The sequence below is a fragment of the Streptomyces sp. NPDC021225 genome (genome assembly GCF_044332865.1).
Lineage (GTDB): Bacteria > Actinomycetota > Actinomycetes > Streptomycetales > Streptomycetaceae > Streptomyces.
Genome location: NZ_JBIRPV010000006.1, coordinates 79,701 through 106,463, shown reverse-complemented (window position 1 = coordinate 106,463; position 26,763 = coordinate 79,701). Strand labels below are relative to the sequence as shown.

General features: G+C 70.8%; 27 protein-coding genes and 1 pseudogene. 7 read left to right on the top strand and 21 right to left on the bottom strand.

Going from position 1 to position 26,763, the window contains the following annotated elements; translation table 11 throughout:
- Window positions 1–4: 4 nt before the first annotated feature.
- Window positions 5–766 carry a helical backbone metal receptor gene (locus ACH4S9_RS26440; protein WP_311721917.1) on the bottom strand — a complete coding sequence of 254 codons (762 nt, stop codon included), beginning with the start codon at window positions 764–766 and terminating at the stop codon, window positions 5–7.
- A gap of 100 nt (window positions 767–866) precedes the next feature.
- Here ACH4S9_RS26440 and ACH4S9_RS26435 point away from each other — a divergent pair, with 100 nt between their 5' ends.
- Window positions 867–1,487, top strand: a complete 621-nt coding sequence (locus tag ACH4S9_RS26435) for a TetR/AcrR family transcriptional regulator (RefSeq protein WP_311721916.1) — start codon at window positions 867–869, stop codon at window positions 1,485–1,487.
- A gap of 50 nt (window positions 1,488–1,537) precedes the next feature.
- Here the strand turns inward: ACH4S9_RS26435 and ACH4S9_RS26430 are convergent.
- Window positions 1,538–2,452, bottom strand: a pseudogene (locus tag ACH4S9_RS26430) (YbfB/YjiJ family MFS transporter); the annotation flags it as partial.
- A gap of 188 nt (window positions 2,453–2,640) precedes the next feature.
- On the opposite strand from ACH4S9_RS26430, the gene ACH4S9_RS26425 reads away from it, so the two are divergent.
- The 4 genes from ACH4S9_RS26425 to ACH4S9_RS26410 all read left to right on the top strand — a co-directional run bounded on the left by ACH4S9_RS26425 (window position 2,641) and on the right by ACH4S9_RS26410 (window position 5,898).
- Window positions 2,641–3,564 carry a LysR family transcriptional regulator gene (locus tag ACH4S9_RS26425; RefSeq protein WP_398374432.1) on the top strand — a complete coding sequence of 308 codons (924 nt, stop codon included), beginning with the start codon at window positions 2,641–2,643 and terminating at the stop codon, window positions 3,562–3,564.
- 198 nt (window positions 3,565–3,762) lie between these two features.
- The gene (locus tag ACH4S9_RS26420; RefSeq protein WP_311721915.1) at window positions 3,763–4,470 is read left to right on the top strand and encodes an SDR family oxidoreductase; all 708 of its coding nucleotides are present in this window, start codon (window positions 3,763–3,765) and stop codon (window positions 4,468–4,470) included.
- Window positions 4,471–4,482: 12 nt separating this feature from the next.
- Complete coding sequence (locus ACH4S9_RS26415; RefSeq protein ID WP_385343988.1) at window positions 4,483–4,851, top strand: hypothetical protein; 369 nt, start codon at window positions 4,483–4,485, stop codon at window positions 4,849–4,851.
- Window positions 4,852–4,926: 75 nt separating this feature from the next.
- Window positions 4,927–5,898: an aldo/keto reductase gene (locus tag ACH4S9_RS26410; RefSeq protein ID WP_398374079.1), complete on the top strand. Its 972-nt coding sequence runs from the start codon at window positions 4,927–4,929 to the stop codon at window positions 5,896–5,898.
- 42 nt (window positions 5,899–5,940) lie between these two features.
- Here the strand turns inward: ACH4S9_RS26410 and ACH4S9_RS26405 are convergent, their stop codons facing one another.
- The 5 genes from ACH4S9_RS26405 to ACH4S9_RS26385 form a co-directional block, all read right to left on the bottom strand.
- Window positions 5,941–6,528 carry a histidine phosphatase family protein gene (locus tag ACH4S9_RS26405; protein WP_398374078.1) on the bottom strand — a complete coding sequence of 196 codons (588 nt, stop codon included), beginning with the start codon at window positions 6,526–6,528 and terminating at the stop codon, window positions 5,941–5,943.
- Window positions 6,529–6,559: 31 nt separating this feature from the next.
- Complete coding sequence (locus tag ACH4S9_RS26400) at window positions 6,560–8,197, bottom strand: pyruvate, phosphate dikinase (RefSeq protein WP_398374077.1); 1,638 nt, start codon at window positions 8,195–8,197, stop codon at window positions 6,560–6,562.
- Complete coding sequence (locus tag ACH4S9_RS26395) at window positions 8,194–8,820, bottom strand: transcriptional regulator (protein ID WP_361182422.1); 627 nt, start codon at window positions 8,818–8,820, stop codon at window positions 8,194–8,196. Before ACH4S9_RS26395 ends, ACH4S9_RS26400 begins: the two co-directional genes overlap by 4 nt.
- Window positions 8,821–8,968: 148 nt before the next feature.
- Window positions 8,969–10,333 (bottom strand): hypothetical protein, encoded by a 1,365-nt coding sequence (locus tag ACH4S9_RS26390; protein ID WP_398374076.1) that lies wholly within the window; start codon window positions 10,331–10,333, stop codon window positions 8,969–8,971.
- On the bottom strand, window positions 10,330–10,611 hold the full coding sequence (locus ACH4S9_RS26385) for an Lrp/AsnC family transcriptional regulator (RefSeq protein ID WP_398374075.1): 282 nt from the start codon (window positions 10,609–10,611) through the stop codon (window positions 10,330–10,332). The genes ACH4S9_RS26390 and ACH4S9_RS26385 overlap by 4 nt, the downstream gene beginning before the upstream one ends.
- Before the next feature lie 79 nt (window positions 10,612–10,690).
- On the opposite strand from ACH4S9_RS26385, the gene ACH4S9_RS26380 reads away from it, so the two are divergent.
- Window positions 10,691–11,749: a Glu/Leu/Phe/Val dehydrogenase dimerization domain-containing protein gene (locus tag ACH4S9_RS26380; RefSeq protein ID WP_398374074.1), complete on the top strand. Its 1,059-nt coding sequence runs from the start codon at window positions 10,691–10,693 to the stop codon at window positions 11,747–11,749.
- A gap of 21 nt (window positions 11,750–11,770) precedes the next feature.
- On the opposite strand, the gene ACH4S9_RS26375 is transcribed toward ACH4S9_RS26380, so the two are convergent.
- On the bottom strand, window positions 11,771–12,619 hold the full coding sequence (locus tag ACH4S9_RS26375) for a PhzF family phenazine biosynthesis protein (RefSeq protein ID WP_398374073.1): 849 nt from the start codon (window positions 12,617–12,619) through the stop codon (window positions 11,771–11,773).
- A gap of 165 nt (window positions 12,620–12,784) precedes the next feature.
- On the opposite strand from ACH4S9_RS26375, the gene ACH4S9_RS26370 reads away from it, so the two are divergent.
- A complete protein-coding gene (locus tag ACH4S9_RS26370) occupies window positions 12,785–13,255 on the top strand; it encodes a PaaI family thioesterase (protein WP_394816680.1) in 471 nt (156 codons plus the stop codon).
- A gap of 12 nt (window positions 13,256–13,267) precedes the next feature.
- Here ACH4S9_RS26370 and ACH4S9_RS26365 read toward each other — a convergent pair whose 3' ends face one another.
- From ACH4S9_RS26365 to ACH4S9_RS26305, 13 genes are all read right to left on the bottom strand, one after another.
- On the bottom strand, window positions 13,268–14,473 hold the full coding sequence (locus tag ACH4S9_RS26365) for a glucuronoxylanase (RefSeq protein WP_398374072.1): 1,206 nt from the start codon (window positions 14,471–14,473) through the stop codon (window positions 13,268–13,270).
- Window positions 14,474–14,753: 280 nt separating this feature from the next.
- Window positions 14,754–15,638: a DMT family transporter gene (locus ACH4S9_RS26360; RefSeq protein WP_398374071.1), complete on the bottom strand. Its 885-nt coding sequence runs from the start codon at window positions 15,636–15,638 to the stop codon at window positions 14,754–14,756.
- Between the two features lie 6 nt (window positions 15,639–15,644).
- A complete protein-coding gene (locus tag ACH4S9_RS26355; protein WP_311721901.1) occupies window positions 15,645–16,541 on the bottom strand; it encodes a DMT family transporter in 897 nt (298 codons plus the stop codon).
- Between the two features lie 97 nt (window positions 16,542–16,638).
- A complete protein-coding gene (locus tag ACH4S9_RS26350) occupies window positions 16,639–17,646 on the bottom strand; it encodes an ABC transporter substrate-binding protein (protein ID WP_385344014.1) in 1,008 nt (335 codons plus the stop codon).
- Entirely contained in the window at window positions 17,639–18,484 is an 846-nt protein-coding gene (locus ACH4S9_RS26345; protein ID WP_398374070.1) for an ABC transporter ATP-binding protein, read from the bottom strand. Before ACH4S9_RS26345 ends, ACH4S9_RS26350 begins: the two co-directional genes overlap by 8 nt.
- An 8-nt stretch (window positions 18,485–18,492) precedes the next feature.
- Window positions 18,493–19,350, bottom strand: a complete 858-nt coding sequence (locus tag ACH4S9_RS26340) for an ABC transporter permease (protein WP_398374069.1) — start codon at window positions 19,348–19,350, stop codon at window positions 18,493–18,495.
- On the bottom strand, window positions 19,347–20,387 hold the full coding sequence (locus tag ACH4S9_RS26335) for an LLM class flavin-dependent oxidoreductase (RefSeq protein WP_398374068.1): 1,041 nt from the start codon (window positions 20,385–20,387) through the stop codon (window positions 19,347–19,349). Before ACH4S9_RS26335 ends, ACH4S9_RS26340 begins: the two co-directional genes overlap by 4 nt.
- Window positions 20,384–21,019: an OsmC family protein gene (locus ACH4S9_RS26330; RefSeq protein WP_398374067.1), complete on the bottom strand. Its 636-nt coding sequence runs from the start codon at window positions 21,017–21,019 to the stop codon at window positions 20,384–20,386. Before ACH4S9_RS26330 ends, ACH4S9_RS26335 begins: the two co-directional genes overlap by 4 nt.
- An 18-nt stretch (window positions 21,020–21,037) precedes the next feature.
- The gene (locus ACH4S9_RS26325) at window positions 21,038–22,243 is read right to left on the bottom strand and encodes an alkylhydroperoxidase domain protein (protein WP_398374066.1); all 1,206 of its coding nucleotides are present in this window, start codon (window positions 22,241–22,243) and stop codon (window positions 21,038–21,040) included.
- Window positions 22,240–23,334: an LLM class flavin-dependent oxidoreductase gene (locus ACH4S9_RS26320; protein WP_398374065.1), complete on the bottom strand. Its 1,095-nt coding sequence runs from the start codon at window positions 23,332–23,334 to the stop codon at window positions 22,240–22,242. The genes ACH4S9_RS26325 and ACH4S9_RS26320 overlap by 4 nt, the downstream gene beginning before the upstream one ends.
- A complete protein-coding gene (locus ACH4S9_RS26315; RefSeq protein ID WP_398374064.1) occupies window positions 23,334–24,068 on the bottom strand; it encodes an ABC transporter ATP-binding protein in 735 nt (244 codons plus the stop codon). Before ACH4S9_RS26315 ends, ACH4S9_RS26320 begins: the two co-directional genes overlap by 1 nt.
- Entirely contained in the window at window positions 24,065–24,943 is an 879-nt protein-coding gene (locus ACH4S9_RS26310) for an ATP-binding cassette domain-containing protein (RefSeq protein ID WP_311721890.1), read from the bottom strand. The genes ACH4S9_RS26315 and ACH4S9_RS26310 overlap by 4 nt, the downstream gene beginning before the upstream one ends.
- Entirely contained in the window at window positions 24,940–26,757 is a 1,818-nt protein-coding gene (locus ACH4S9_RS26305) for an ABC transporter permease (protein WP_311721889.1), read from the bottom strand. Before ACH4S9_RS26305 ends, ACH4S9_RS26310 begins: the two co-directional genes overlap by 4 nt.
- Window positions 26,758–26,763 lie beyond the last annotated feature (6 nt).

The following is a 26,763-nucleotide window of genomic DNA, read 5'->3' as shown; positions in this document are numbered from 1 at the left end:
CGTCTTATTCCAGCCGGAGATCCTTCAGCATCTCGTGTGCCGGCAGCAGCGACGGGCCGTACCAGGTGATCAGCCGACCGCTGACCAGGCGGGTCGGGGTGCGGTGGAAGGCCTCGGGGCCGTCGCTCTCGGTGAACACATAGGGCTCGTCGGGCAGCAGGACGACGCCCACGTCCGGTCGGTCGATCTCCTCCAGCGCCACATGCGGGTAGCGATCCGGGTGCTCGGCGAACGCATTGGCGATACCGGCCCGGCGCAGAAGGTCACCGGTGAAGGTGGACCTCCCGACCACCATCCAGGGATCCCGCCAGACCGGAACCGCCGCGGTGGCCGTGGCCTCGGGGACGGGCCCCGACCACAGCTCTCGTGCCGCGTCGAGCCAGTCGGGGACCGGAGCTCGGAGCGCCTCGGTGAACAGCCGCTCGAGCGAGTCCAGGGCTTGTGGGACGGTCTCGATGACGGTCACCCACACGGGCACTCCCGCGGCGCGCAACCGGGTGACGTCGAGTTCGCGGTTCTCCTCCTTGTTGGCGATCACGAGGTCCGGCCGCAGCCGGACGATCGCCGCCCGGTCGGGGTTCTTGGTGCCTCGCACGCGCACCACGTCGAGGTCGCCCGGATGAGTGCACCACTGGGTCGCCCCGACCAGGGCGTCCGGATGTCCTACGGCGACCGCCTCCGTGAGCGACGGCACGAGGGACACCACCCGGCGTGGCGGACGGGCCAGGTCCACAGCGGTGCCCATGTCGTCGTACAGCAGCGGCATGACTGCTTCCCTCGCTTCTCTCGGTGTGACGGATCCATCGTGGTGAAGCGGCCTCCGAACAGCCCCGGGCGTCATAGTCGACCGGTCGTAAACTGGCTTCATGGGACGGACCAGTGATGCTCGCGAGAGAATTCTGAGCGCCGCGCGGTCGCTCATCGAAACACACGGCTACTCGGCCCTGGGGGTGGCCGAGATATGCAGGACGGCCGGCGTACCCAAGGGGAGCTTCTACTACTTCTTCGATTCGAAGGAGTCCCTCGCGCTGGCCGTCATCGACGAGCACTGGACCGGTCAGAAGCGCACCTGGACGGCCGCTCTCAGCGGTGACGCCCAACCGCTGCTGCGTCTTCGCCGGCTGTTCGAGGAGACGGCGGCCGGCCTCCACGCCGCCCAGCAGAGCTGCGGCACCGTCTCGGGGTGTCTGTTCGGGAATCTCACCCTGGAGCTGTGCAACCAGACCGAGGCCATCCGCACCCGGCTTCAGGAGATCTTCGACGCGCAGGTCGAGATGGTCGACTCGGTCATCAACGAGGCCCGCGAGCGGCAGGAGGTCGAGGTGGCCGAGACGCGGGAAGCCGCGCGGGCTGTGGTTGCCCAGCTCGAGGGTCAGGTGCTGTTCGCCAAGCTCTACAACAGCACCGACCGGCTCGGTCCCTTGTGGCAGAACTGCCTTGCCCTGCTCGGCGCCCGTGCGCCGCGGGAGGCCGTGGCCGGAGCCTGACGCTCGCCCGCCGCGACGACGCGACGGGCGAGGCCAGGGCGTATCCGGATTCAGAAGCCGTCGGGGGCTTCCTGGGACACCCTTCGCGCCTCCCCGGGTATCGGCTGTGGTGCCGGAGCGCCGTGGCGCACCACCATCACGTGGTTCGGGAAGCCGATGCGCAGCACTGCGGCTGCCCCGGCGGCTGCCAGGACCACCACGGCGGCCAGGATCAGGGCCTGGTGATAGCCGTGGCGGAGCAATGGCGCAACGGCCAGGGGGCCGAGGATCTGACCGACGGAGTATCCGGCGGTCAGGAGCGCGACCGAGCGGGGAAATCGCAGGTGGGCCCCCGCGGCGAGGGCCAGGGTGCTGACGCCGATGAGGGTGGCGCCGAACAGGGCCGCGGAGACGAGGGCAGCCGCCGCACCCCCGACGAGCGCCGGCAGAGCGATGCCGGCCGCTTGGACGACGAGCGCGACGAGCAACAGATCAGGGCGGGACCAGCGGCGCCCGAGCCGTGCCCACAGCGCCGAGGACGGTACGGCCGCCAGACCGACCAGCACCCAGGCGCCGCTGCCGAGCCACCCCGGAGAGCTCTGCTCGATCGCGGCGACGATGTAGCCGACGCCTTCCAGGCTGTAGGAGGTGAACAGCAAGCCGAACCAGCGATGCGTGCGGATCCTCGGCCCACCGGCCGCCGCCCTGCCCCGTTCCGCGGTGATCGCGGGAGCCGGCTCGGGGCGCAGGTTCCACGAGGCGACGGTGAGGACGGCGGCGAGGGCCGCCGAGGCCCACCAGGCGGCCCGCCAGTCGGCGACAGAACGCACGGTGAGGACCAGGAAGCCGGACAGGGCGATGCCGGCGCCCACTCCGCCGAAGGCCCAGCCCGGCAGGTGGGCGGGGTGCTCGCGCAGATGGCTGTGGAGCGAGCTGACGGCGATGACGAAGATCAGTGCGCTGGCGACGCCGGCCAGCAGCCGCAGCGCGGAGCGCTTCCCCCGGCCGCCGGCCGGTCGCCGCGGTCGGATCGGACGGCGGCCGACGTATCGGGGCCGGGAGGAACGGTCACTTCACGTCGGGTCTCCACGCCCTCATCATCGGCCCGCCGTCAGAAGCCGGGCCACGACCGGCCGTCTCTCTCCTGGGAGGCATGGCCTCTCACCGACGTACGATGGCGGGCGTGGAGCTGCGCCAACTTCGATACTTCGTCGCCGTGGCCGAGGAGCTGAACTTCGGCCGGGCCGCCGAGCGGCTCCTGATCGCCGGACCATCCCTGTCCCAGCAGATCAAGGCGCTGGAACGCGACCTGGGGGTGCGCCTGTTCGACCGCGACCGCCGTTCCGTGTCCCTCACCCCGGCCGGCTCGGCCCTGCTCCCGCACACCCGCGCGCTGCTGGAACGCGCCGACGACCTGCAACGACGTGCGCGTCGGTTCTCGGGCTCGGAACCGGTCCGGCTCGGCTACGTCAACTGGCGTCCCGCCGACCTGATCGCCCGCACGTCCGCCGTGGCCCAAGTCCACATCGACGCGTGGGTCGCCCCCTCGCACAGCCAGGCCGCCCGGGTCGCCGACGGGAGCCTGGACCTCGCCGTGTGCTGGGTGCGCACCGCGGACCTGGAGCGGCACCATCTGCGCGCCCGGCTCATCGGCGCCGACCGGCTCCATGCCGTCGCCACCGGCAAGGACACCGGTGAGGTGACCGCCCGGGACACCGTCGTCCTCCTGGACGACGACATCACCTCCTGGTCGTCCTGGAACGCCTACGCCGAGCAACTGGCCAGGGACACCGGGGCCCACGCGATACGCATCTCCGACGGCGGCATCACCGGCCCCGCCTTCTTCGACCACGTCCGCCGCAGCGGCCGCCCGGTCATCAACTCTCCCAAGGGCCAGACCACCCCGCTCCCGCCGGACCTGGTCCAACGCCCCGTCGTCGCACCGCAGATCCGCTGGACCTGGTCCCTGGTGTGGCGCAGCGGCGAAGTCCGTACCTCGGTCCTCGCCGTCGTCGACGCCCTCTGCGACGGTGTCGGCGACTTCGGAATCCACGGCCCGGATGCCTGGCTGCCCGACGGCGACCCGTATCGGCGCTAGGAACCTCCACCACTCCCCCGCCCCCCGACGTGCACTGGGAGTCCAGGCCTCTCAGGTGCGAGGGAGCAAGTCCCGGCCCAAGCGCTCTTGACCTTTGACTTCGCCCGGCCGGCCGCCTAGCTTCTCGAATAGGCGACCGGTCGGCTAGCTCCTCCGTCCGGTCGCGAACATCCCCACCCCATCCCGGAGAAGGTCATCATGAGCACTCAGAAGGTCGCAGTCATCACCGGCGGCTCGCAGGGCATCGGCGCCGGTCTCGTCGACGCCTACCGCAACCTCGGCTACGGCGTCGTCGCCACCTCCCGCACCATCGCCCCCTCCGACGACGCGGCTGTCCTGACCGTCCCGGGCGACATCGCCGACCCGGCCACCGCCGAGCGTGTCATCGCCGCCGCCATCGAGCGCTTCGGCCGCGTGGACACCCTGGTCAACAACGCCGGAATCTTCGTCGCCAAGCCCTTCACCGAGTACACCCAGGACGACTACGCCACCGTGATCGGTGTGAACCTCACCGGCTTCTTCCGCATCACCCAGCTGGCCGTCGAGCGGATGCTCGCCCAGGGCGGCGGTCACATCGTCAACATCACCACCAGCCTGGTCGACAACGCCGACTCGCGAGTCCCCTCCGTGCTGGCCTCGCTGACCAAGGGCGGCCTCCAGTCCGCCACCAAGTCACTCGCCATCGAGCACGCCACCCGCGGCATCCGCGCCAACGCCGTCTCGCCCGGCACCATCAAGACGCCCATGCACCCCGAGGAGACCCATGAGGACCTCGCCGCGCTGCACCCGGTCGGCCGGATGGGCGAGCAGAGCGACATCGTGGACGCGGTGATCTACCTGGAGAACGCCCCGTTCGTCACCGGCGAGATCCTCCACGTCGACGGCGGCATGAGCGCGGGTCACTGAAGGAGAACAGGCATGACGGACACCGAAGCGATCCTGCATGACGTGCTCGGCCGGTGGAAGGCGGGCGTCGACAACCACGAGCCCGATCGGGTCGCGTCCCTCTTCACCGAAGACGCGATCTTCCAGGGGTTGCATCCCTACAGCGTGGGCAGGCAGGGCGTCGCCGACTACTACGCGTCCCAGCCCCTGGGCTTGTCAGCCGCCTACCGGATTGTGGAGAGCAGGCGCCTCTCCGAAGACATCGTGCTCGGCTACCTGGCCGTCGACTTCTCGTTCACGGACCGGCCGACGATCGGCGTCAACCTCCTCGTCCTGCTGAAGCGCTCGGAAGCCGGCTGGTTCATCAGCCATTACCAGGTCTCCCGCCTCGGCGAGCACTGATGTCGCCGATGGTCCGCGGCCCGGGCGGCCGGGCTTCGAAACAACCCCCGATCCGGTACGAAGGCAGAACACAGCATGCGTAACACCACTCTGGGCACCCGCGGACCGCGGGTCGGCGTCATCGGCCTGGGCGCCATGGGAATGAGCTTCCTTTACGACATGGCCGCCCCGCGCGATGAAGCGACGTCGGTCTCCGTCATCCACCAGGCCCTCAACCTGGGCGTGACCTTGATCGACACCGCTGATGTCTACGGTCCCCACACCAACGAGGAACTCGTCGGCCGGGCCCTGACCGGCCGGCGCGACCGCGCGGTGCTCGCCACCAAGGTCGGCCGGGTGGTCGTCGACCCCACCGGCGGCCCCGACAACCTTCCCATCCTCGCCGGCAACGGACGTCCCGAGCACATCCGTGCCTCCATCGACGCCAGCCTGCGCCGCCTGAACACCGACCACGTCGACCTCTACCAACTCCACCGCGTCGACCCCCAGGTCCCGATCGAGGAAACCTGGGGCGCCATGGCCGAGGCCGTGGCCGCCGGCAAGGCCCGCCATCTGGGCCTGTCCGAGGTCACCGTCGAGCAGATCCAGCGCGCCCGGGCCGTGCACCCGGTCACCACCGTGCAGTCGGAGTTCTCCCTGTGGACCCGCGGCGTCCAGGCCGAGGTCCTGCCCTACTGCCGACAGCACGGCATAGGCCTCCTGCCGTACTCGCCACTGGGCCGCGGCTTCCTCGCCGGCCGCTTCACCTCCTTCGACCAACTGCCGCACAACGACCACCGGCGACGCCTGCCACGCTTCCAGCAGGACAACCTGCGGGCCAACCTCGCCATCGCGGCCAAGGTCCGCGAAGTCGCCGACCGGGTCGAAGCCACTCCCGCGCAGGTCGCCCTCGCCTGGCTCGTCGCCCAGGGCCCACACGTCGTGCCCATCCCCGGCACCAAGACCCCGGCATACCTCGTCGACAACGCGGGTGCGGCAGATCTCCGGCTGTCTCCGGCCGACCTCGCCGACCTCGACGCCGTCCCGCCCGCCGTCGGCGCCCGGTGATGACCGTCCCACCCGGGCTGAACGCAGCGGTCACGCTGCCTTTCATGGCCGCGTCCCGTTCCCGAACCCCGTCCATCGCAGCTCGGCCGGCAGGTGGCCCATGTCGTTGTACAGCACCACCGTCGGCGCCATGCCATCGCGGTACTCGATCGCCGTCAGTGCCGTGTTCCCGCAGTTCAGCCCCAGCCAGCGCACCGGTGGCGCGTCGAGGGCGTGCCGGAGCAGCCAGGCCACCTGATAGGCATGGGTGACCAGGACCTCGTGCGTCTCGGCTTCGGCGGGGCGCGCGAATCTGTCGGTGAGGGCATCGGCGAGGCGTGAGCCCGCCGCGGCCTCCTCGGCGTCGTACCCGTCGAAGAACGCCGCCCACGCCGGTGGCGCCTCGTCCGGTACATGCGGTACGTGATCGACCAGTTCGGCCGCTTCCCGCACGGTGGCCTCCGGAAGGTGCCTGCCGACGATCCGCGCGGACCGCACTGCCCTGGGCAGCGGGGAATGCCACACCGCGTCGATCGGAAGTCCGGCCAGGCGCCGCCCGAGCAGTTCCGACTGCCGCTGCCCGACGTCGGTCAGCTCGCCGAACGGGTCCGCCGCGCCGTGCCTTGCCAGATATACGTGCCGAGTCGGCATCGCCGATCTCCTTTCGGGGTCTTGCCTGTCATCAGGCGCGGGAGGATCGCAGTGCGGCATGGGCCGCTTCGAGCCGCTGGGATTCGTCGCGTTCGGAGTGGTCCCCCGAGGTGGCGTCGGCCCATTCGAGCAGTCGGTGGAGGCGCTCGTCGGCCGCGTTCGTGATGACGCGGTGGCTGCCGAGGGCGACCTCGCCGCTGGTCCCGTCGATGGTCACGAGGGTGCCGTCGCCGAGGGTGCGCCCGCCGGCCGTCACGGTGCCGTTGCCGACATCGACGGTCAGGTCGGCGGCGCCCACGACCGCGGGCTTTCCCATGGATCGCGCGACGACCGCGGCGTGGCTGGCCGGCCCGCCGCGAGCGGTGACGATTCCCGCGGCGGCGGCGAGGCCGTGCATGTCATGGGGAGAGGTCTCGGGGCGCACCAGGATGACCGGGGCGCCTTCGGCCATGCGTACCGCCCGGTCCGCCGTGGTCGCCACCCGGCCGACCGCGACACCGGGGCAGGCGCCGAGACCCCGGGCGAAGACATCGGCCTCCTCGGGCGACGCCATACGTGGTGTGCGGACCTGCCGGAGATGGATCGGCGAGACTCTGAGGAGCGCTTCGTGGCGTTCGATGACGCGCTCGTCGGCGAGTTCGGTGGCCACGCGCACCGCGGCGCCTCCGACGAACCGGCCGGGCCGGACCTGAAGAATCCACAGCTCGCCGGCCTGGAACGTGAACTCGACGTAGCAGGCGTCGCGGTAGTGCCCCTCGATCCGGCGCAGGGCGTCGAGCAGCTCCGCCCACACCGCCGGCTCCCGCTCGGCGAGTTCGCGCAGCGGCCGGGGCATCGATCTGCCGGAGACGACGTCCTCTCCTTGGTGTCCGAACAGGACGTCGCCGAAGGGGGTGTTCTCACCGGTGTTGGGATCGCGGCTGAACGCGACTCCGGTGCCGCTGCGGTCGTCGCGGTTCCCGAACACCATCCTCTGGACGATCACGGCCGTTCCGAGGTCGTGCGGGATGTCGTGCAACGCGCGATAGGTGTGTGCGCGTGGTGTGTCCCAGGACGAGAACACGGCCTCGACCGCCAACGCCAGCTGACGGGTCGCGTCGTCGGGGATCGGCTGTCCGCACCGTTCTCGGACGAAGTCCTCGACCGCCTTCATCTCCTCGGTGAGGCGCGCTTCCGCGTCCTTGGCCCCTCCCCCGTGGGCGGCTCCCACGTCGCCCGCGCCCTCGTTCATGACCGCGTTCGTGACCGCGGAGGCGAAGCTCGACAGGAAGCGCAGCCGCGAGTCCAGCGCGAACGGCCGGTCGCCCGTCTCGGCGGCAAGGCCCTCGGTGGCTTCGGTCGTGAGGCCGAGGTTGAGGACCGTGCTCATCATGCCGGGCATCGACACACCGGCCCCGGAGCGCACGGACACCGCCAGCGGTCTCCTCGGCCGGCCGAAGGCACGCCCGGTGGAGCGTTCGAGACCGGCGATGGCCGTCGTGAGCTCGTCGCCGAGTCCGTCGGGCAGATGTCCTTCCCGCAGGAAGGCACGGCATGCGTCCGCGGTGATGACGAACCCGGCGGGCACCGGCAACCCGAGACGGTGCAGAAGGACCAGGCCAAGTGCCTTGCCACCCAGCGTCTCCGCCGTCTCCTCGACCTCGGCGGAGATCGCGCGAATCCACCTCATCGCGGCAACCCGAGGGTGACGAGCAGGTCTTCGTGCAGCTCCGCCCATATGGTGTGGTACGAGGCGGTGCTGTCGGTCACATACTCCAGCGCGCCGGAGGCGGCGCGGTCGAGCGCTCCCGCGAGGCGGTCGCGGTAACGGCCGAATCGCGACAGCGCCGCGGACAGCTCGTCGCAGACAGGGGCGGCGCGCCGGTCGAGATCGGCGAATCGGTCGAGGACCCGGGAGTCGTAGGCGGGGTCGCTGTGGTCGTTGGCGTTCATGACGCCGTCGACGGCTCGGAGCTGCCATGCCGTGCAGAGGTCGAGCAGCTCAGGGTTGAGAACGAGAAACCGCTCGAATGCCGCCTGAACGGCTCCGCGGGCGCCGGCCGATTCGAGTTCGTCGGTGATTCGCCCGGCGTCCGCGGCGCGGCCGGCGTCCGTGAGCATCCAGAAGGACATGTCGCCGGACATCCGCGCCACGAGGCCCTCGGCCCCGAGATCGATGAGCTCGGACTCGACGTCGAACTCGCCGAGTCCCGTGGCCAAGTGGAGACGGGCGAGGCTGGCGGCGCCGACGCAACGCAGGGCGTGCAGCACCAACAGACTGGTGTCCGTCGTATGGGTTTCGGACCAGGTCATATCGTGCCCCACGCGATCTCCGATGCTCATGTTTTCCCGATGACTTCATCATCTGGATGCTGGTTGTATCATGACACGGGAGCGCAAGAGGACACGAGGGCGAGGCCGACACGCACACAGCAGTCGGACATGATGGCACCGCGCAGGCTCAGCCGGCTGACGCTCTCCAGCCATCTCGAGCAGCGATGAACATGGCCCTGTGGTGCAGGTCGAGGCCGCAGGCGGCGGTGGGCTCCCCGCTCGGGGTGAGTTGACCGGGGCCTTGGAAGGCGTCGGCGTGAAGGCGGAAGGCCTCGGGCTCGGTACAGCTGACGGTGCGTAGCCGCCAGGGTGCCGAGGGGGGCTCGTCGGGGCGGGGCGGCAGGGCGAGTTGGAGTTGCGCGTCGGCCGGACGTTCTGTCCCGTAGTCGTCGTAGGCCGCTGTCCAGGCGGCCGAGACGAGAACTGCCTGCGAGGGCGTGCCGAACACGGGTGAGCTGTCGGTGCGGGAAGGTGGCGTTCGTTCCACAGCTCGGTCGGTCCAGGTTCGGATCACGTCACGGAAGGCCGCCGCACGGCGGCGGGCACCGCGTCGCGATCCCGCGGCCAGGATCGCTTCACCCGCTCCCGAGAAAGCCCGGCACAGGCCGAGCACCGGGACATGATCAGCACGGGCGGTGTAACGCACCGAGCGGAGCTCCAGCATGGCGTGGTGCAGGAGGGTGGCGGCAGCATAGGCGTCGGCACCCAGGTGTCCGGCGGACGGCTGTCGTCGGCGGTCCGACGGGCCGGTGCGGGGCGGGGTGACGGCGTCAGCGCGCCGGCCGGCGGCCGAGAGATGCCATGAGCGGTCGTCGAGGCAGTACTCGCCGCCGGCGGCGCGGAGCCGGCCGCCCGAGCCCAGAGATATCTCGATCCCGCCCACTCCGGGGTCCAGGGCCGCCCCTCGCGTGTCGGAGAGGTCGAATACGGCGTCGGAGACGCCCTCCAACGCCACCTTCAGCAGGGGAGGTCGCTCGGGCGTGCTCTCGTCGACGGCGTACCTGCGGGGAGCGAGCAACTGGAGGAAGGCGGTCAAGCGCGTACCGGCGCGCTCCACTCGAAGGCGGCGGACGGTCGCCGTCGCCAGGTCGTAGTCGGGGACCAGATCGTCCACGGTTTGCCGGGTGAGCCGGCAGAACGGTGGCATGACGTGCCCCCAGTCGTCGCGGCCTGGCGTGTCCGGCTCGGCCGGCGGCAGGAGCGACTCAAGTTCGTACCCCGCGATCGCGGCCTGCTCGGTCATCCATCTGCGCCGCCCCTCGCCAAAGTCGGCCATCCACTCCAACGCGGCGAGAGCCCGACGCTCACGCTTGTGGGCATGAGCCGTGCTCGCGGCCCGGAACAGCGGAAAGAGGTTGTTGTCCCACACATCCGATACCGCGCGGATCGTTTCCCGGTCGTAGAAACGGACATCCGCCGCGGCCTCCGCGATCTGCTCGACCGAGCGGTCCAGGAGCGCCGCCAGCACCGGCATGGCCGATCCGCGGCTCACGTCTGCGGGCGGAGTTCCGGGCGTTGGGGCAGCGGGGCGGCGACGACATCCCGGCGCAGAGGCCGGACCTGGGTGAACACCATCGCCTGGACCGAGCGGTTGAGCGCGCGCAGAGAGACCTCGGCCCGGTACCCCTGGATGATGCCGCGCTTGTGCAGCAGCCTGGTGCGTTCGAGGCAGGTGGACGGTGCGATGCCGAGCTTCTCGGCGAGGGCCCGGTTGGACAGCCGGCCATCGGCCTGTAGGTGGTGCACGATCGCCGAATCAAGTTCGTCCATGATTACCTCCATGATTCCTCTGCCGAATTTGATTCGGCACTCGGCCGACGATCCGTGCATTCACTCTAGCTTCGCCTGCATGAGCCAAGCATTTGCACATGAAGAGGTGGTCGTCCGCCGCGGAAGCCGCTCCGGGCTGCCACTGATCGTTGCTGTCCACTCCCAGGCCCTGGGCCCGGCGGTCGGCGGTTGCCGGCTGCGCCGCTACGACAGCTGGCAGGACGGTCTGGCCGACGCGCTGCGCCTGTCGGAGGCCATGACCTACAAGGCCGCGGTGGCCGGTCTGGACTTCGGGGGCGGCAAGAGCGTGATCGCCCTCGACAAGGAAACCGAACTCACCGCGGGCCTGCGCGAGGCCGCGCTGGAGGACCTGGGCGAGCTGATCGCTTCCTTCCAGGGGTCGTACCGGACCGGCCCCGACATCGGCACCGGCCCGCAGGACATGGTGGTCCTGCGGCGCTTCTCGCCGTACGCGTACTGCGCGCCGGAGGAGCACGGCGGGACCGGGAATTCCGGCGGCCCCACCGCCACCGGCGTCCTGGCCGCCCTGCACGCCGGCGCCCGGCATGTGTTCGGCGACGCCTCCTGCACCGGCCGCACGGTGGTCATCAGCGGATTCGGGTCGGTCGGCAGCGGTATCGCCGCCGACCTGGCCGCCGAGGGTGCACACGTCGTGGTGTCGGACGTGGAACAGTCCCGCAGGGACGCCGCCCTGTCGAGCGGATACGGATGGGTCGAGCCCGATCAGGCCCTGTCCACGCCGGCCGACATCCTCGTCCCGGCGGCCGTCGGCGGCGTACTCGACGCGGCGACCGTCCCCCGGCTCACCGCGCCGCTGGTCGTCGGCCCGGCGAACAACCAGCTCACCGAGGAGTCCGTCGCCGACGCCCTCGCGGAGCGTGGCATCGTCTGGATCCCCGACTACGTCGCCAGTGCCGGCGGCATCGTCTACGCGCTCAGCCGGGAATCGGAGAACCACAGCCACGAGGCCGCCCAGAAGCGGGTGGAGGGTATCGGCGACACCGTCGGCCACGTTCTCGACCTGGCTCGCCCGACCGGCGTCACCCCGCTGCGGGCAGCCCAGCAGATCGCCGAGCGCCGGCTCACGTCCGCCGCCTCACCCGTCCGGGGCGACTGATGGCGAGGCAGCCATCGCCGGTCACAAGGTGATGGTGCCGCGGATACAGGTGGTGGCGGCGCCGCTGACCCAGACGGTGCCGTCCGCGTCGGCGGTGATCTCGATGGTCCCGGCCCGGCCCAGGCGCGCTCCCTGGGAGACCCGGTAGGTGGCGGGCGCGGCACCGGTGGCGGTGAGCCACTGCCCCACAGAGGCGTTCATGCTGCCGCACACGGGGTCCTCGGCCACGCCGCAGCGGGGGGCGAAGGTGCGCATCTCGAAGTCGTGGTCGGAGCCGTCGGGGTAGGCCCCGATGGCGCCGACCATCGCGGTCGGGATGAGGGAGAGGTCGGGTTCGAGGGCCAGGACCTCGTCGGCCGTGGCCAGCTGGATCACGGCCCAGCCAGGGCCGTTGTCGACCCACTGGTGGGCGAGGACACGGTCACGCGTGATGCCGAACGCGGCGACGATCTCGTTCAGGTATTCGCCGTCGAGCGCACCGCCGCGGACGAGTGGCGGCGCGGCGAAGGACAGAGTGCCGTCGCCGCGGCGCACACCGACCAGGCCGGCGCCGCACTCCTGCACGATGCGGTCGGCGTGGTGCGGTGTGCCGCCGTCGTCCAGCCACGCGCGTGCGGAGCCGAGGGTGGGGTGCCCGGCGAACGGCAGTTCGCCCTGGGGCGTGAAGATGCGCAGCCGGTAGTCCGCCTCCGGAGTGGTGGGGGGCAGCACAAACGTGGTCTCGGACAGATTCGTCCAGTTCGCCAGGCGCTGCATCTCCTCGTCGGTCAGGTCCGAACCGTCAAGGACGACCGCCACCGGGTTGCCTCGACAGGGGCTCGTGGAGAACACGTCGACCTGCGCAAACGAGCGTGCGCGCGGAATAGTCATCGTGGGCCCTTTCGGCAGCATCGGCGGAAGCATGTCCATCCCAATGGATGCCGATACGGGTGGGACAGAGCCACTCACGAAAAAGTGGACTGCTCGATCGCTGAGTAGCCATGCGAACACTTTCGACGAGGTCGCAACTAGTCTTCCCTCACGACGAACCATGCGATGTCCGCAGGAGGAGAACACGTGGAAGACCGGACGCACCGGGAACAGGCGAGCCCCGAGACGCGGAAGCGCATCCAGGACAGCTTCGCCCGGCAGGGGCTGATGAGCCACCTCGGTGCGCGGATAACACACATCGCGCAGGGCCGCGTCCACATCGTGCTCCCGGCCCGCCCCGAGGTGACCCAGCAGCACGGCTACTTCCACGCCGGCGCCACCAGCGCGATCGCGGACACCGCGGGCGGCTACGCCGGCTTCACCCTGTTCCCGGAGGACACCGAGGTGCTCACCGTCGAGTACAAGATCAACCTCCTCGCGCCCGCCCTCGGCGACCACCTCGAGGCGGTCGGGACCGTCCTGAAGTCCGGCCGCACCCTGACCGTCTGCCAGTTGGAGGTGTTCGCGGCCCAGGACGGCGGGCGGAAACTCATCGCCAACGGGCAGCAGACCCTGATCTGTGTGAGCAGGCCCTGAGGGTGGTCTGCCTCACCCGGTCACGAAGGTGGTCACGCTCCGGGCGGGAAGCTCGCTCGTAAAGGAGCCATTGGACACGTTGATCGCACCCCGGGGTTCGAGGTTCCTGCTTGCGTCCGTCAACCAGGGCGACACGCTGGACGAGGTGTTGTTCACCAGGGTGAACGGCTGACTCACCGCCGAGGTCCCCTTGTTGATGGCGACGATGACCACCTTGGAACCTCCCTTGTACGCCGAGACATAGAGATTCGACTGGGGATTCGACGTCGCATCGATCCGCACATACCCCGGGCGGACGAACTTCGAGAAGTGCGCCATGTTGGCGCCGCGCTTACTGATGCGCCCGTCTTCCCTCATGGGGCCGTAGCTACGCCGTATGTACCACCACACATACGCCTGGAACTCGGCATCCACCAGGGCGCGGTGGATGTGCTCCCCCACATCGAGCGCCTGGGGCCAGAGGTCGGCCGAATCGCTGCTGTTGGGGTGGTACACCTCGGTCATCCAGAGTTCCTTGCCCCTCCCTCTTTCCTTGAAGAGGGGATAGGGAAAGTTCTGGTACGGGGTGCCGTAGAGGTGAGCCCCGAGAATGTCCAGGTTGGCGAGGGCTCCTGCGTCGTTGAGGATCGGGTCCGAGAAGCTCTTCACATACTGGAAGGACTCCGGCGCGATGACCTTGGTACCGATCGAGCCGGCGTTGTCCCGCAGGAACCGGACCATCTCGCTCGGAGTCCACCACGTCCAGTCATGCGCGTAATCGGGCTCGTTCTGCACCGAGATGGCATACAGGTTCACCCCGTTGTCCCTCATGAACCTGTAGAAGTCGTCCAGGTGCTGCGCATAAGCGCCATACATGTCGTACCGCAGCCGTCTCGCGTTGGACTGATCGCCATGGACGAAGGTCTCGACCATCTGTGCGGGGGGATTCCACGGCGACGCGATGACGGTCGCCCCGTACTCGACCGCACGCCTCGCCGTCGCCACCTCACGGCTCCAGTCCGCCCGGTTCTCATGGACGGGGATCCTCAGCACGGATAACCCGAGCTGGCCCTCGCCGTTGCCGAATGCCGTGTCCCTCTGGGCGGGCGTCAGGTCGCTGATCCAGAGCGTGTGGTTCATGCCGCCGAAGCCCCGGATCGTCTGCCGCTCCGCCGACGGGTCGACGGTCACTTGGGCAGCCGCCGCTGCGGATGCCCCCACGGCCGGTGTCGCGGCCATGAGGACCGGCAGGGCACCGATCGTCGCCAGAACAGACCTCCGGCTCGGGGATTCCAGCCCCCTGGCCGCGGATTCATTCCGAGGTAGCACCATTTGTTCCGCCTCCTGGATGTTGGCGTCGGTCTGCGCTGCCTCGGTGGACGGCGTAACCCCGCCACCCTTGGGAGCGCTCCCAACCACGGCAGTGCCTGCGGACTTGTCTTCGATACGGGAAGAACGGAAGGGTCGCCTTGGAGAGCGGAGCACCCACGGCGCACTGGATCGCTGGGACCGTAACGACTCAACTCGCCACCGTCAACCCTGGATCGGACCTGCCGGTCGGCATCGCGGGGTGCCGGCCGAGCAGCAGGACCCCGATGACCACGGCGATGAGGCCGCCGACCTGCCAGGCCAGCGCGGTGGGGGTGACGCGGAGCTGATCCCCGAGGAGACCGATGCCGCAGGCGATGCCCGCGATCGGTTCCGCCGCCGTCAGGGCCGGCAGCGACATGCGCAGCGGTCCCGCTTCGAAGGCGCTCTGCACGAGCATCAGTCCCGTCACGGCGAGTGCCACGACCGCGTAGGGCTGCCAGGTGGTGACCAGCGCAAGGAGACCGCCTGCCGAGAAGATGCCGGTCGACATGCGGGTCAGCGCGTCCTGGATGCCGTACAGAAGGCCCCCGGCGGCGGCCAACAGCGGTGGTTCCTTGATCAGCCGTAGGTGCTTGGCGATGATGACCAGGATCAGCGAGGAAGCGAGCAGGAGCGCGATGACGAGCACCTGCCGGACCCCGCCGATGGGGGCAGTGGCCCCTTTCGGCTGTGCGGCGACGATGAACGCCGTCACCCCTCCGCTGAGGAGGGCCACACCGATCCACCCCGACCAGCCCAGGCGCTGACCGCTGAGCCACCGGGCGAGGATCACGGCGAAGAGCAGGTTGGTGGCGAGCAGCGGCTCGACGCTGGAGACATGCCCCCTCGCGAGGGCGAAGACGCCGAAGATCTGCCCGGCCACCATGCAGGCGATGCCGGCCAGCCATGTCCGGTCCCGCACCAGGTCGAGCAGCAGCCGGAAGGAGAGCATGTCGGCGAGCGGGGCGCGCTGCGCGGCGTGCTGCTGGAGTACGAAGCCGAGCCCCAGCAGGCACGCGGCGGCGAGACCAAATGCGTAGACCGCGCCCGACACGTCCGGTCAGCCTCCTCGAAGCGGTCGGGTCTCCGCTTCACCGATCGCCGGCGAGCGCGACAGGATCACCACACAGGCGGCCAGGAGCAGGCCACTGGCCGCGGCGAACAGCAGATAGAGGCCACCGCGCACCATCTCCCCGAAGACGGTGACGCCCCACAGGACGGACACCAGCGGATCGGTCAGCGTCAGGGCCGGCTGCGCGGCGACCAGCCGACCCGCGTGCATCGCCGACTGGAGCAGGAACATCGCCAGCGCGCCGCAGACGATCATGCAATACAGCTCCCATCCCGTGAACACGCCGGCGATGCCCGCTTCGCCGAACCGGACCGTGACCGCCTTGATGAACGCCGCCGTCAGACCGAACTGGCACCCCGCCGCCATGCCGAACCCCGCGGCCCGCCGCGCGCTGCCTTCCCGCTGATCCCGGGCGACACGGCCGCGCCGCGCCCACTCGAACGCCGCCGCTGTCGCCACCATGGTCGCGGCGCCCGCCAGCAGCCACTCGTACCACGGCACCTCCTGTGCGTGCCCGGCGGACGGGGCGAGAAAGAACAGCAGCCCGGCCAGCCCCGCCGCCATACCGAGAGCCGCGCCCGCCTCCCGCGGCCTCAGCGGCGCGCGGAACACCCGTGCCGCCAGGAACAGGGTCAGTGGCAGCTCACAGACCAGGATCGGCTCCACCACGGACAGCTCACCACGGCCGAGCGCGGCGGCTTGGAGAAGGAAGCCGACGACGACCCCGGCCAACCCGGCGAGCCACACCGGCTGACGCAACAGCTCGCCGATGAGTTTGGGCCGCAGTGCCAATTCGGGAGGCATTTCACGGTTCGCCTTGCGCTGCAACACCGAGGAGATGGCGTTGGCGCAGGCCGCCAGCACCGACAACAGGTACGTGAGCACGTCCAGCCGATCAACCAGGACATATAAGGATATTCGTTCCCCATGCTACCGGCCGTCTCCGGTGACGTACTGATCTTGCTGAGGCAGCCGGCCTGCGTCAACGCTCCGTGGCCAGGGCCTCCGCGGCGATCGTGTGGTCGATCGCCGCGTCCCAGTCGACGCTCTTGGTCAGGACGCCGGACGCCTTGAGCTCCCTCTCCTGGCGTTTCAGATCGGAGAGGAAGCGCTCGTTGGGCGCCGAGAGCAGATACTCACGGCGGCGGAAGGTGAGCGCGGCGACCTCGGCGTCCAGCTTGTTGGCGGAGGCGAAAAGCCGAAGCGCCTCGTCGTGGTGGGCGTTGACCCAGGTCAGCGCCTTGCGATAGGTGCGGAGCGCCTTGGCTATGGTCTTCGGGTACTTCTTCACGTAGTCCCGGTGGCCGTAGATCACCACGTAGTTCTCGACCAGGCCCTGGCCGGTGAGCAGCGTGCGGGTGCGCTTGGATGCCTCGAGCTGGGCGACGAACGGGTCCCAGGTCTGTACGGCGTCCACGGAGCCGGACAGCAGGGCGGCGGTGATCTGGTCGGTGGTGAGGGGGACGAACTTGATCTCGTCCGTGTCGATTCCGGCCTTCTCCGCCGCGCGGAGGACGAACAGGTTGGCGTTGATCGTGGTGCCGTAGGAGCCGAGCTTCCTGCCCTTGAGATCGGTGACGCTCTTGATCCCGGAGTCCTTGCGGACCAGCAACGCCTGGGTGCGCGGGCTGTGTTCGACGAGGGCGACGACGGTGAACGGCTGGCCGGAGAGCTGGATCGGCCCCAGCCCGCCGACCCCGAGATCGAGTGCGCGGCCGGCCACCGACTGCTGGATGACGGTCGGGTCGAGGACCTTGAGCGAGACGTCGGTGCCGTCGCCGCGCAGCGCCGAGGCGAGGGTCTTCTGCTTCTGAAGCACGTCCATCACGATGTAGGGCGGCTGGAATCCGATCCTGAGCTGCCCCGCGACGCCCTTTGCCGCCGAGCCGGAGGCCGCGGCGCCGGGCCCGCACGCCGCGAGCGATGTCGCGGCGGCGCCGCCCGCCGCGGCTCGCAGCAGCCCGCGCCGGGACAGAGAGAGGTCAGGCATGGTGCTTCTCCTCGGAAGGATCGGTGCGTGGGGATTCGGTGCGTGGGGATTCGGGGCGTGGGGAATCGGAGTTGAGGAAGTCGGGGGGTCGGGAGAGGCCGCTCAGGGCGAAGTCCCCGAGCAGTGCCGAGCGGTGCTCGGCGAAGCGCGCCGAGGCCCGGTCCCGCGGGTAGGGCAGGTCGATCTCGTGGACGCGCCGCACACGCCCCGGGCGGGGGTCGAGGACGACGACGCGCTGGGCGAGGGCGACCGCCTCGTCGATGTCGTGTGTGACCAGGACGGCGGTGACGTGATGGGCGGCCCAGATGTCGTGCAGGGCGTCCTGGAGCCGGATCCGGGTGAACGCGTCGAGTGCGCCGAAGGGTTCGTCCAGAAGAAGGACGTCAGGAGAGGGCGCCAGGGCGCGTGCGATGGCCACGCGCTGCGCCATGCCGCCGGACAGCTGGCCGGGGTAGGCGTCGGCGAAGCCCTCCAGGCCGACCAGCTCCACGAGTTCGGCCACCCGTCGCTCCCGCGCCGCGCGGTCACCCCGCAGCCCGGCACCGATGTTCTTGGCGACGGACTGCCACGGGAAGAGGCGGTGTTCCTGGAAGACCAGGCCGCGCGAGGCATGCGGCCCGGTGACCGGTTCACCGCCCGCGGACACCTCCCCCTCACCCCGGGTGTCCAGGCCCGCGACGGCCCGCAGGATGGTCGACTTGCCGCAGCCGGACGGCCCGACCAGGGCGGTGAACTCGCCAGGCGCGATGTCCAGGTCGACGCCGTCGACGGCCCTGAGGGCACCGGCCGGGGTGGTGAACGTACGGCCGTAGCCGCGCAGGGACAAGGCGATGCTCATGGCCCGGATCACGCTCCCGTGTGCAGGTCGCGCCAGCGCAGCAGCCGTCGCTCCGCGGCTCGTACGAGCAGGTCGACGGCCTTGCCCGCGACGGCGAAGACCAGCAGCGCCGCGATCACGACATCGACCCGCGACAGCTCGCGTCCCTGGTTGAGCATGAAGCCCAGCCCGGAGGTGGCCCCCAGGAGTTCGGCGAGGACCAGCAGCACCCAGGCGACGCCGAGCGCGTACCGGATGCCGTTGAGGATCTCCGGGAGCGCCGCGGGCAGGACGATCCGGCGCAGCACGGTGGGCCGGTTCCACTGGAACACCCGTCCCACCTCGATGAGTTTGCGGTCCACGTTGCGGATGCCGCCGAACGTGTTGATGTACACCGGAAAGAAACTGCCCACCGCGACCAGCACCACCTTCGGCGCCTCGTCCAGCCCGAGCCAGACGATGAGCAGGGGCGACAGGCCGGACACCGGTACGGTGCGCAGCATCTGCACCGAGGTGTCGAGCAGCCGCTCGGACAGCGTGGACAGGCCGACGAGCGAGCCGAGCAGCAGTCCCAGCGATGCGCCGATCAGAAAGCCGGAGGCCCAGCGCTCGGTGCTCGCGGACAGGTCGGTGCCGAGAGTGCCGTCGCGGGCGGAGTCCCACAGGACACGGGCCACCGCACCGGGCGAGGGCAGCAGCAGCGGATCCATCCAGGTGTTCCAGGAGGCCAGCTGCCACATCCCGAGCACGCCGAGCGGCAGCAGCCACGGCAGCGGATCGGGCCGGCGGACGACGCGTCGGCGCGTACCGGCGGGACCCGTCTTCCGCTCCGCCGGTTGCTCGGCACGGCGGGTGTCGGGTGGCGCCACCCTCGTCCCGGTGGTCACGGGAGCACCTCCCCGCCCGCCCCCGCGCCCACAGGGGCCAGCAGCGGGGCGACCTCGGTCGCGATGAGCTCCAGGTTGCGCAGCGACTCCTCCACCGTCGCCCCGTAGTGGACCTGCACGATCAGCTCGGTCGTGTACGCCAGGATCCGGTCGCGGTTCAGTTGCTCGGCGATCTGTTCCGGATGGCCGTGGAAGAAGTTGGACCGCGCCAGATAGTCGTCGAAGCCGAGGCCGGGCGGGAACTCTCCGTTGCGGAGGGGGCCTTCGAGATAGCGGCGGACGATCCGCCGGAACTCCTCTTCGCTCGCCGCGGGGTCCTTGGTGGCGAACAGCCCGCGCGAGACGGCGATACGCGGCGCCACTCCGGGCCCCGCGGCCAGTTGTTCCAGGTAGGGCTCGACCACGCGCAGCTGGTCGAGATCGGTCGGGCCCGGCACCCCGAGCGCGCGGCGCGCCAGCAGCAGTCCCGCGCCCCGGATCCCGGCCTCCGCGCCACCGCGCGGATTGGCGGAGGACCACCACACCCGGTCGGCCAGCCCGGGGACGGGCGGCTGGAGCACCGGGCCGTCCGGGCGGTCTCCCAGCGGCTCGCCGCGCAGGGCACGCAGCGTCCGGTCGAGCACCTGCGAGCCACGCTCCCGCCGGCGTGCCGGGTCGATGCCGAATGCCGCGAAGACCCTTTCCGCCTCGGGGCCGAAACCGCCGTTGCCGAGGCCGAGTTCGAGCCGACCCTCGCTGATCTCGTCGACGACGGCGGCGTCTTCGGCGAGCCGTACGGGGTCCTCCAAGGGGGCGATCACGACCGCCGTGCCCAGCCGGATCCGGCTGGTCTGCGCGGCGACGGCCGACAGGAACGGCAGCGGCGAGGGAACGCGCCCGTAGTCGTCCTGGAAGTGGTGCTGCGAGATCCAGCCGGTGTCGTAACCGAGTTCGTCGGCGGCCCGGAAGAGGCGCAGGAGGCCCCGGTAGGTCTCCCGCGTGTCGACGGGGCCGTTCGCGTGGGTGAGGAAGCCGAGCCGGATACGGGAGGCCGTCATATCTCCTCCGGACTGCCGGTCAGGACCACGCGGCCGGTGACGCTCTGCGGGTTGACGAGGAGGTTGTAGATCGGGCACTTGCGTTCGACCGTCTCGTGCAGCTCGCGGATGCGCGCCTTGGTGGCCGGTGAGGCGATGTGCACGGTGTACGAGATGTTGTGCGGGTAGATCGGCACCTGCTCGAACCCGGGCGCTCCGGCGCGCGGGTCCTGGTCGGCCTGCACCTCGACCTCGAGGGAGTCCAGGGGGATCCGCAGGTCGGCGGCCTGGATGAGGAAGATGTGGGTGAGGCAGCTGGACAGTACGCCGAGCTGGATCTCGGGCGAGGCGGGCCCGAGGTCGTAACCGGCGAAGTCCGGCGGGGAGTCGCTGAGGATCTGGTGGTGGCGGATGCGGATGCGCCGTACGCCGCTGCGCTCCTCGGCCTTGGTCCTGGCGCGCAGCCGGTTCGGTTCGGTCACGGAGCCGGCGCGCTCGGCCTCCCGCTTGGCGAGCAGCGCGGCGCGCTTGACCTCGAGATAGGCGCGCAGTCCGGGCCGCGGGTCGGGGGCGGTGTCGAGCAACTGGTCCGCTGTCCGCGGCCCTTCGTCGTTGTTCTTGCGGGTCGTGTTCGCTGTGGCGGTGGGTGGCATGTCCGTACCTCTTTCGGTTCAGGGCTGCGCGGGCGGTTCGGGGTCGCCGAGGGTGAGCATCAGGCGGTTGGCCCAGGCGAAGAACGCGGCGGCCTGGGTGGCGTCGAGGATGTCCAGGTCGTCGAGGCCGAGTTCGCGCAGGGCGGCGATGTGGGTGCGGTCGGCCGTCGGCGGTGTCGTGGTCAGTGCCGCCGAGAGGTCCGTGATGGCGCGCCAGCGGTCGTCCAGCGGGGTGTCCACGCCTTCGTCCAGCAGTCGCTGGACATCCTCGTCCCGCTTGCTGAGCTGGGAGGCGAAGCGGCTGTGCACCGAGGCGCAGAACACGCAGCCGTTCACCCGCGAGGTCACGGTGGCGGCGAGTTCGCGCTCCTGCCGGGGCAGTCCGCCCCGGGTGTAGAAGATGCCGTTGTCGGTGGCGGTGCGCTCACCGAGCACCGCCGGGTCCAGGGCGAGCAGCCGGAAGTACGGGGACTGGAGGCGCTGTCCGGGCAGGACCGCGCGCTGCTCGTCCGTCACGTCCTCGACCGCGACGGGCTCCAGCCAGGGCGTCCAGCCCAGCTGTTCCTGGGTGAATCCGGTCCGGGGTGCGTCCAGCGGGCCGCGCGCGGGGCCCGGCGCGGGCCGCTCGTCCCCGCGGATCAGCGCCAGGCCGGCGAGCAGCCGGACCTGGAAGCTGACGTACGCGATGAGCTGCGACACCGTGATGATCGCTGCCGCGTCGAGCCCGGCCTCGGCCAGGGCGTCCAGGTCGGCGGGGGTGGCCGCCGCGGGGCGCAGGACCAGCAGGTCGGTGTGGGCGAGGATGGCGCGCAGCCGGTCGGACAGCGGGTCGGGGGCGGACGGTTCGGTGGCGGGGCGCAGCGGCCGGACGTCCTCGACGGCCGCCACGAGCTCCTTCGTCACACCGTCGGCACCGCCCGCACCGCCCGCACCGCCCGCACCGCCCGCACCGCCCGCACCGCCCGCACCGAGCAGCTGCCCGGTGTAGTGCTCGGCCAGGACCTGGTCGCCGTGCAGCCGCGCCACCCGCAGCGCGGCCGCGAACCGCTCGGTGGTGGTCACGGAGGTGGCGGGGGCCGCGGGTGCGAACAGCGCGTCGTAGCTGCCCTGCGTGTGACGGGTCGCCTCCGGCCGGCGGGCGCGCAGCCGCGCCAGCGGTGAGCCGGGGTCGATGGCGAGCAGTGTGCCGATCAGATCGGTGGGTGTCCCGGATGGGGTGGTCATCGTGGGTGGCCTTCCTCGGGGAGGGAATGGGTTGTGGTGGCGCCGCGCTCGGGGGCGGTTTCCGGGTCGGCGCGGGCCCCGTCGCCACTGTCACGGCCGGGCCGCCAGCCCAGCGCCGGGGCGACCTCGGTGGCGATCAGCTCCAGCGACCGGAGCGTCTTCTCGTGCGACGGGTCGATCGAGTGGACCTGGACGATCAGGTCACTGGCCAGCGGGAGCAGTCGGTCGGCGCCGAGCGAGGCGATGACGTCCTGGGCGCTGCCGACATGGGCGTCGTCCTGGGTGCGGCGGGCCGCGGCCTCGCCTGCCGTCGCGGCGAACCGGCGGAAGCCGTCCTCGGCGTCCGCCAGCGCCTCCGCGCGGCTCGGCGCCACGTACACCGACCGGGACAGGCCGATCCGGGGAGCGGCATCCGGCCGCGCCCAGTGCTCCAGGTAGGCCGAGGCCAGGGGGTGTTGCGCGTCGCCGAGCGGTACGCGGGGCGGCTCCGGCCGGCCGTCCGGCACCGGGCTGAGCGCGGTACGGGCGAGCAGCAGACCACTGCCGTTCCGCGCGGCCCGGATCGCCCCCGCCACCCCGAAGGTGGCCTCCCAGAGCCGGTCGCCCAGGGTGTCGGCGGGCGGGAAGAGGGGCGGGGCGCCGGGCACGGGCTCCTTGCCGGACAGCGCGTCGCGCACCACCTTCAGAGCCCGTTCGTAGGTGTCGCGGCGGTCCTCGGCCCGTCGGCCGAAGACGGAGAACACGAGGTCGCCGCCGCCCGTGCCGAAGCCGAGTTCCAGCCGTCCGCCGCTGAGCGCGTCGAGCACGGCCGCGTCCTCGGCGAGCCGGAACGGGCTCTCCAGGGGCAGCGTGATGATCCCGGTGCCGAGCCGCAGCCGTGTCGTGCGGGCCGCGGCGGCCGTCAGGAAGACCAGCGGCGACGGCAGCCCGCCCTGGTCGCGCAGATGGTGCTGGGCGACCCAGCCGGTGTCGAAGCCGAGTTCCTCGGCGGCGGTGAACAGCTCCAGGGCCCGTGCGTACAGCTCGGCGGGCGGGATGTCGTCGACCAGGCGGGTGAAGACGCCCAGCCGGAAGGGGTTTCGTACCGGCATCAGGTGGCCTTTCCGAGGTAGGACTCGCGGACCGACGGGTCGTCGAGCAGCGCGCCCGCCCGCCCGTGCAGCACGATCGATCCGGTGCGCAGCACATAGCCGCGGGAGGCGATGGACAGGGCCAGTTCGGCGTTCTGCTCGACGATGAGCACCGCGACGCCCAGCGAGTGGTTGATGTCGGCGATCATGTCCAGCACCCGGTCGACGAAGAGCGGGGACAGCCCCATCGTGGGTTCGTCCATGCAGATCAGTCGCGGTCTGCTCATGAGCGCCCGGGCGAAGGCCAGCATCTGCTGTTCGCCGCCGCTGAGGGTGCCGGCGTGCTGGGTGCGGCGTTCGGCGAGGCGCGGAAAGGATGTGTAGAGCCGCTCGATGTCCTCACGGATCTCGCCGCGCCCCCTGCGGGTGAAGGCGCCGAGGTGCAGGTTCTCCTCGACCGTCATACCGGTGAAGACCCGTCGGGCCTCGGGGACGGAGGCGATGCCGCGGCGCACCCGGGCCCGGGGAGGCAGGGTGTCGATCCGCTCGCCGTCCAGCAGGACGTGGCCGGCGGCCGGGCGCAGCAGGCCGAGGACGGTCTTCATGGTGGTCGACTTGCCGGAGGCGTTGCCGCCGAGCAGGGACACGATCTCGCCGGGTCCGACCTCCAGGGACACCTGGGCCAGGGCCTGTGAGGGGCCGTAGAAGACGTCTACGTTCTTCAGTTCCAGCAGCGGCGGGGCCGTGGCCTTCATCGGGATGCCTCCTCGCGTCGCGCACGGCGGCGGCCGAGGTAGGCCTCGACGACCCGCTCGTCGTCGCGGACCTCCGCGGGTGTCCCGGCGGCGATCGCCTGTCCTTCGTCCATCACGATCACCCGGTCGGAGACCGTCATCACCAGGTCGATCTTGTGCTCGACCAGCACGATCGTCTGCCCTTCGGCCTTCAACTCCAGGAGTTGATCGAGCACTTCGGCCGTCTCGGTCTGGTTCATCCCGGCCGTCGGCTCGTCGAGGAGCAGCAGCGTCGGTTCGAGGGCGAGTGCGCGGGCGATCTCGGTGCGCCGGCGGTTGGCGTACGACAGGGTGTGTGCGCGGTGGTCGGCGCGCGGGAGCAGCCGGGTCCCGAAGCGGGCGAGCTGTGCCTCGGTCCGCGCCGCGGCCTCGGACCGTTCGCGCCGCACGGCCGGGGGTTGTACGAGGGCCAGCAGCAGCTCGGCGAGCAGGGGGATCCAGCGCAGCACGGGCAGGTGGCGCAGCCGGGCGAAGGGCCGGGTGCGCGTCAGCTTGGCGTACTGGCCGACGTTGACGTTGTCCGCGACGGGCAGGCTCGCGAAGACCCGCCCGTTCTGGAAGGTGCGGGCGATGCCACGTTCCGCCCTGCGCTCGGCGGGCAGCCGCTCGATGCGGCGGCCGTGCAGCCGGATCTCGCCGCTGTCGGGGGTGAGCAGCCCGCCGAGCAGGTTGAGCGTGGTGGTCTTGCCGGAGCCGTTGGGGCCGATGATGCTGACCACCTCGCCCTGCCGGACCTGGAACGAGACGCCGTTCACGGCACGTACGGCGCCGAAGGAGCGGGCGAGGCCGGCGACCTCGAGTACGGGCGCGGGGAGGGGAGGGTGTTCGGCCGTCATGCCCGCCTCGCCCACAGGCCCTGCGGCCGGAACCGGATGAGCAGCAGCAAGAGCACTCCGTAGGTCAGAAGTCTGGCGTCCTGCGCCATCCGCAGGAACTCGGGGGCGCCCACGAGGACCACCGCGCCCAGCACGGCGCCGAACGGGCTGTTCATCCCGCCGAGCACGATGATGGTCAGGGCGAGCATGGACAGGTCCGGGCTGAACATCGTCGGGTCCAGGTAGCTGTACTGGTGGGCCAGCAGGCTTCCGGCGAGCCCGGCGACGAAGGCGCCTACGGCGTACGCGAGCGCCTTGTAGTCGGCCGGGCGCAGGCCCGAGGCGCTGAGCGCCGTCTCGTCCGCGCCGACCGCCGACCAGATGGTGCCGAGGAAGGACTTCTGAAGCCGGACGACGAGGCCGAGCGCGACCAGCAGCACGGTCAGGTCGAGGAGATAGGTGTCCGTGGGCGTGATGATCTGGTGGCCGAAGAGGCTGGGCGGCGGGATCGCCGTGATGCCCAGCGGGCCGTGCGTCAGCCAGTCGAGGTTGAGGATCGCGGCCACGGTCACGGCGCCGATGCCGAGGGTGGCGATGGACACGTAGTGGCCGCTGAGCCGCCACGTCGGGGACATCAGCAGGGTGCCGACCACCGCGGCGGCCAGGCCGGCGGCGAACAGGGCGGCCAGGAAGGGCCAGCCGTGTTCGCCGACGAGCAGCGCGGAGGTGTAGGCGCCCACCGCCATGGGCCCGGCCTGGCCGAGGGAGACCTGGGCCGCCGAACCGGAGACGAGGGTGAGGGAGAGCGCCAGGATCGCGAAGATCAGCACCTGGGTGCCGGTCGTGAGCTGGTAGTCGTCCGCCACCCAGGGCACGACGCCGGCGGCGACCCCGACCAGGGCCAGGGCCTGCCACCACCGCAGCCGGAAGGGCCGGCCGCCGCCGAGGAACGTCCCCGTCAGCGGCTCCGCGGAGATCAGCGGCACCTTGCCCAGCAGTCCCCCGGGCCGGACCCAGAGCACGAGCAACAGGACGCCGAAGATGATGAGGTTGTCGACACCGGCGCCCCAGTAGGAGATGCCGAAGGCCTCGACGATGCCCAGCGCCAGTCCCCCGAGCACGGCTCCGGGCAGATTGCCGAGGCCGCCCAGGGTGGCGGCGGTGAAGGCGGTCAGACCCGCGGCCGTACCGGCGCTGGGCGAGACGTTGCTGTTGTACATGCCGACCAGGACACCGGCCAGGCCGCCGAGCGCCGAGGCGAGCATGAACGACAGGTTCCGCACCCTGCCGACGGGCACGCCCATCTGGAGCGCCGCGTCGGAGTCCTGGGCGGTGGCGCGGATGGCCTGCCCGTACTTCGTGAACTTCAGAAAGCCGCCGAGCAGCAGGATGCAGCCGACGCTCACCGCGAACATCACCACGTCGAGGGTGCCGAAGCGGAAGCCCCCCACATGGAAGTTGAGGGTGTCCAGGGCCTGCGGGAACCGCCGGGTGTCGGGGCCGAACACCACCTGGGAGAGGTTGTCCAGGACCACCGACACCGCGTACGTGGCCAGCAGCGCGGCGATGGGCGGAACCTTGGCCAGCGGCCGGACCGCGAGCAGGTTGACGGCCAGGCCCAGGACGGCGGTGAAGGCGCAGACGCCGACGATCGCCGCCCAGAGCGGCCAGTGCTGCTCGGCGATGAGCCACCAACCGGACATGGTGCCGACCGCGAAGACCGACCCCTGGGCGAAGTTGACCACATTGGATACGCCGAAGATCAGCGAGAGTCCGATCGCGACGAGCGCGTAGGTGTTGCCGTGGATGATCCCGGCGAGGAGTGTGTCGATCATGGTTCG

Bases quoted from the DNA above. Each gene is read 5' to 3' on its own strand.
- ACH4S9_RS26440 (WP_311721917.1), bottom strand. From the start codon at position 766: ATGCCGCTGCTGTACGACGACATGGGCACCGCTGTGGACCTGGCCCGT.
- ACH4S9_RS26435 (WP_311721916.1), top strand. From the start codon at position 867: ATGGGACGGACCAGTGATGCTCGCGAGAGAATTCTGAGCGCCGCGCGG.
- ACH4S9_RS26425 (WP_398374432.1), top strand. From the start codon at position 2,641: ATGGCGGGCGTGGAGCTGCGCCAACTTCGATACTTCGTCGCCGTGGCC.
- ACH4S9_RS26420 (WP_311721915.1), top strand. From the start codon at position 3,763: ATGAGCACTCAGAAGGTCGCAGTCATCACCGGCGGCTCGCAGGGCATC.
- ACH4S9_RS26415 (WP_385343988.1), top strand. From the start codon at position 4,483: ATGACGGACACCGAAGCGATCCTGCATGACGTGCTCGGCCGGTGGAAG.
- ACH4S9_RS26410 (WP_398374079.1), top strand. From the start codon at position 4,927: ATGCGTAACACCACTCTGGGCACCCGCGGACCGCGGGTCGGCGTCATC.
- ACH4S9_RS26405 (WP_398374078.1), bottom strand. From the start codon at position 6,528: ATGCCGACTCGGCACGTATATCTGGCAAGGCACGGCGCGGCGGACCCG.
- ACH4S9_RS26400 (WP_398374077.1), bottom strand. From the start codon at position 8,197: ATGAGGTGGATTCGCGCGATCTCCGCCGAGGTCGAGGAGACGGCGGAG.
- ACH4S9_RS26395 (WP_361182422.1), bottom strand. From the start codon at position 8,820: ATGACCTGGTCCGAAACCCATACGACGGACACCAGTCTGTTGGTGCTG.
- ACH4S9_RS26385 (WP_398374075.1), bottom strand. From the start codon at position 10,611: ATGGACGAACTTGATTCGGCGATCGTGCACCACCTACAGGCCGATGGC.
- ACH4S9_RS26380 (WP_398374074.1), top strand. From the start codon at position 10,691: ATGAGCCAAGCATTTGCACATGAAGAGGTGGTCGTCCGCCGCGGAAGC.
- ACH4S9_RS26375 (WP_398374073.1), bottom strand. From the start codon at position 12,619: ATGACTATTCCGCGCGCACGCTCGTTTGCGCAGGTCGACGTGTTCTCC.
- ACH4S9_RS26370 (WP_394816680.1), top strand. From the start codon at position 12,785: ATGTCCGCAGGAGGAGAACACGTGGAAGACCGGACGCACCGGGAACAG.
- ACH4S9_RS26365 (WP_398374072.1), bottom strand. From the start codon at position 14,473: ATGGCCGCGACACCGGCCGTGGGGGCATCCGCAGCGGCGGCTGCCCAA.
- ACH4S9_RS26350 (WP_385344014.1), bottom strand. From the start codon at position 17,646: ATGCCTGACCTCTCTCTGTCCCGGCGCGGGCTGCTGCGAGCCGCGGCG.
- ACH4S9_RS26345 (WP_398374070.1), bottom strand. From the start codon at position 18,484: ATGAGCATCGCCTTGTCCCTGCGCGGCTACGGCCGTACGTTCACCACC.
- ACH4S9_RS26335 (WP_398374068.1), bottom strand. From the start codon at position 20,387: ATGACGGCCTCCCGTATCCGGCTCGGCTTCCTCACCCACGCGAACGGC.
- ACH4S9_RS26330 (WP_398374067.1), bottom strand. From the start codon at position 21,019: ATGCCACCCACCGCCACAGCGAACACGACCCGCAAGAACAACGACGAA.
- ACH4S9_RS26325 (WP_398374066.1), bottom strand. From the start codon at position 22,243: ATGACCACCCCATCCGGGACACCCACCGATCTGATCGGCACACTGCTC.
- ACH4S9_RS26320 (WP_398374065.1), bottom strand. From the start codon at position 23,334: ATGCCGGTACGAAACCCCTTCCGGCTGGGCGTCTTCACCCGCCTGGTC.
- ACH4S9_RS26315 (WP_398374064.1), bottom strand. From the start codon at position 24,068: ATGAAGGCCACGGCCCCGCCGCTGCTGGAACTGAAGAACGTAGACGTC.
- ACH4S9_RS26310 (WP_311721890.1), bottom strand. From the start codon at position 24,943: ATGACGGCCGAACACCCTCCCCTCCCCGCGCCCGTACTCGAGGTCGCC.
- ACH4S9_RS26305 (WP_311721889.1), bottom strand. From the start codon at position 26,757: ATGATCGACACACTCCTCGCCGGGATCATCCACGGCAACACCTACGCG.